The organism is Halopseudomonas sp., assembly GCF_041579695.1.
Classification (GTDB): Bacteria; Pseudomonadota; Gammaproteobacteria; order Pseudomonadales; family Pseudomonadaceae; genus Halopseudomonas.
On sequence record NZ_JBFGFI010000164.1, the window covers coordinates 1 to 3,113 of the forward strand.

The window sequence follows — 3,113 nt, forward strand, 5'->3', positions numbered from 1 at the left end:
AGCCACTGGGCGGAGGTATCAGGATTGTAATCGGGCGGGGTCGGCTCAGCCCGGTCGAAGGCAATGGCCACCACGCGGAATACATAACCGGCACTGGCCAGGGTGCCGAGGAGGACTCCCAGCGCCCACGGCCAGTTTGCGGGCTGCAGAAACAGCGGCTGCAGCAGTACCCATTTGGCCACAAAGCCGCCGCTGGGGGGCAGGCCGACCAGGCTGCCACCGGCAACTGCGAACGCGAACATCGCGATCGGCATGGTCTGGCTGGCACCCTTCAATGCGCTTACCCGGCGGCTGCCGAGCGTTGCCTGCATCTCGCCAGCGGCCAGGAACATCGAGACCTTGGCCAGGCCGTGGGCAATCACGAACAGCCACAGGGCAGTGGACATGGTTGGATCCTGCCAGCGTAGCAACAGGCCCAGCGCGAGCAGCGCATAACCCAGTTGTGCAACGGTCGAGTAGGCCACCAGGACCTTGATCCAGGGTGTGCGCAGTGCCGCCCAGCCGCCGCCGACCAGTGCAGCTATACCGCCAACAGCAAAGAAACTACCCGCCTGCCTGGCGAGTTCGGGTGGAGCGATGTTGTCCCACAGCATCCAGAGGATGAACAGCGGACCCTTGACCACCAGGGCCGATAGCAGTGCGCTGACAGCCGTGGGGGCAGCCGCGTGGGCTGCAGGCAACCACTGATGCAGCGGCCAGAGCGCGGCCTTGAGCATTAGCCCCAGGGTGAGCAGCAGCAGCGCCAGGCGCGTCCCGCGGTCGTCGGTTACTATCTCTGCCAGCAGGCGAATATCCAGCACGGCGTACTGTCCGTAGAGTATTGCTACGCCGAGCAGGTAGCACAGCGACGCGGCCAGTGACAGCAACAGATAGCGCATTGCAGGCACCTGTGCCTTGCGCCCCGAGAGGATCACCATAGCCACCGCGACCAGGCCAAGAAGCTCCAGCGTGACGTACCAGTTGAACAGGTCGCGGGACAGCCAGAGGGCGGCCAGGCTGGCATGCAAAAGACACGACAATGGCCAGAAATCGGTATCGCGCGTCTGACTGTGGCGGCTGCGTTCGGCATACACCGCAACCAGCAAGTGGATCATCGCGGTGAAGACCAGTAGCACTGCTGTCAGTGGGCCGAGTTCAAAGCGTATTCCTAGCGGTACGTCCCAGCCGCCAAGCTCGAGTTGCTGCGTGCCTTCGGTAACCACCGTGCGCAGCGCTATGGCCGCAAGCCCCAGACTGACGGCGTTGCCCAAGATTACCAGGCCGCCAGCGCGTACCCGCAGCAGTAACAGCAGCAGGGCGGTAAACAACGGGATCAGCAGGCTGAGCAGCGCTGCACTCATGTGTGCTCCCGTGCCGTGCGGTCTTTCTCTGCAGCATCATCATCCTGGCCGGCAGTTGCCAGACGCAGCGCAAAGGCGGTGGCGCTGGCAGACACAACAAGGCCGGTGACCACCAGTGCCTGCAGTACCGGGTCGATAGGCGCGCTCCGGCTTGCCAGCGCGACCATGACCATGAATACCCCACTACCCATCACATTGACGGCCATGATGCGGCGCAATGCACTGCGTTGCAGCAACAAGGCATGCAGGCCGAGTACCCAGAGGGCGACCCCGCCGAGCAGATAGATCGAGAGGCTGGTCATGGGGAAGGTTGCTCGCTTTCGCCGATCACTAGAAGGGTCAGGCTGGTCGCGATCGACAGTGTGGCGGCTACCTCAATCAGCACGATAAGGGGTTTGCTCCAGCTCGCCGGATAGTCCAGCCAGCCGGCGCCGAGCCAGTGGGTGGCGGCCGCGACCAGCGCGAAAACCGTGATACCGCCCAGTATCAGGGCGCGCATCAGCCAGTTCTGCCAGCGGATCCTCGGCAGCAGACCGGCGAGGTTGAGCATTACTGCGCCGGCGGCGAGCACGGCACCGGCCTGGAAGGCGCCGCCAGGCGCTGCGCTGCCACGCCACAACAGATAGCCGCCGATAACGATGGTCAGCGGGGCGAGCAACTTGCTCCATGTGCGTAACAACGGCCAGGCCGCGGGCAGCAGCATTTCCGAGCGACCCAGCTGACGTACACCAAGCAGCGCCAACAGCAATACGATCAGCTCCAGCAGGGTGTCCCACGCGCGGAAATTCAGCAGCACTGCGGTAACCGGGTGGCTTACCCCGCTGTTGTCCATCTGCAGCTTGACCAGCGCCGGAAGCGCGGCGGTATCCGCTGCCAGCGGCCACACAGCGCGGCCGAGCAGGGCCAGAGCCAGCAGTGCCGCCAGGCCGCTGGCAGCGAGCAATAACCGGCCCGAGCGCACATGCGGTTCCGCCTCGCTACGGGCCAGCGCAGCCAGCAACATGACGCCAATCAGTCCGGCGCCGATTGCGGCTTCGGCCAGAGCCAGGTCGACAGCGCCAAGCCTGGCCCAGGTAATTGCCAGCAGCAGGCCAAACACGATAAACAGCACGATCGCGGTATAGAGTCCGCGTATATGCAGCGCCGCGCCGGCGAGTCCGAGCAGCAGCAGGACCAATATCACATCGAAAATCAGCTCAACGGGCATCGGATGACTGCTCCGTTTCTGACTCGGCTGCGTCGCTATCGGCTTCCCTCTGATAGCGCGCCAGCAACTGACACGCTGTGGCCCCTGACGCCATTATCAGCAGCCATACCAGAAGCATCAATGCCGCCGAGTGCCAGCTGCCGCTGCGCAGCGACAGCCCCACCACCAGCAAACCCAGCCCCAGGGTGTCGGCTTTGGTGACCGCATGCAGGCGGCTGTACACGTCGGGAAAGCGCAACAGCCCGAGCGTGCCGGCAACAAAGAAAAACATCCCGCCGAGCAGGAAGGGCCAGCTCAGCAAGGCCATCCATACAGTCAGCTCAGGCATGAGGTCTCCGGCGCATCAGTTGCACCAGTGCGGCGCTGACCACGGCGGCGAGCAGAGCCAGCACCAGGGCGGCTTCGATCAGTGCGGGCTGACCCTGACTGTGGGCCAGCAATAGCAGGATCGCCGCGCCGGTGGTGCCGAACAACTGCACGGCGAGCAGGCGGTCGGCGCGTGTCGGGCCGCGCACCACCCGCCAGAGTCCTGCGGCGATGCTTAGGAGCAAGATGGCGGCGAGCAG

5 protein-coding genes are annotated in these 3,113 nt (G+C 64.5%); all 5 read right to left on the reverse strand.

The window, feature by feature from the left end; all coding sequences use genetic code 11:
• The coding region (locus ABYA88_RS15900) for a complex I subunit 5 family protein (protein ID WP_373188363.1) at positions 1 to 1,340 on the reverse strand (1,340 nt) is incomplete at its 3' end.
• Entirely contained in the window at positions 1,337 to 1,642 is a 306-nt protein-coding gene (locus tag ABYA88_RS15905; RefSeq protein ID WP_373188364.1) for an NADH-quinone oxidoreductase subunit K, read from the reverse strand. The genes ABYA88_RS15900 and ABYA88_RS15905, both read right to left, overlap by 4 nt.
• A complete protein-coding gene (locus ABYA88_RS15910; protein ID WP_373188365.1) occupies positions 1,639 to 2,547 on the reverse strand; it encodes an MnhB domain-containing protein in 909 nt (302 codons plus the stop codon). Before ABYA88_RS15910 ends, ABYA88_RS15905 begins: the two co-directional genes overlap by 4 nt.
• Positions 2,537 to 2,875: a cation:proton antiporter gene (locus ABYA88_RS15915; protein WP_373188366.1), complete on the reverse strand. Its 339-nt coding sequence runs from the start codon at positions 2,873 to 2,875 to the stop codon at positions 2,537 to 2,539. The genes ABYA88_RS15910 and ABYA88_RS15915 overlap by 11 nt, the downstream gene beginning before the upstream one ends.
• The coding region (locus tag ABYA88_RS15920) for a monovalent cation/H+ antiporter complex subunit F (protein WP_373188367.1) at positions 2,868 to 3,113 on the reverse strand (246 nt) is incomplete at its 5' end. The genes ABYA88_RS15915 and ABYA88_RS15920, both read right to left, overlap by 8 nt.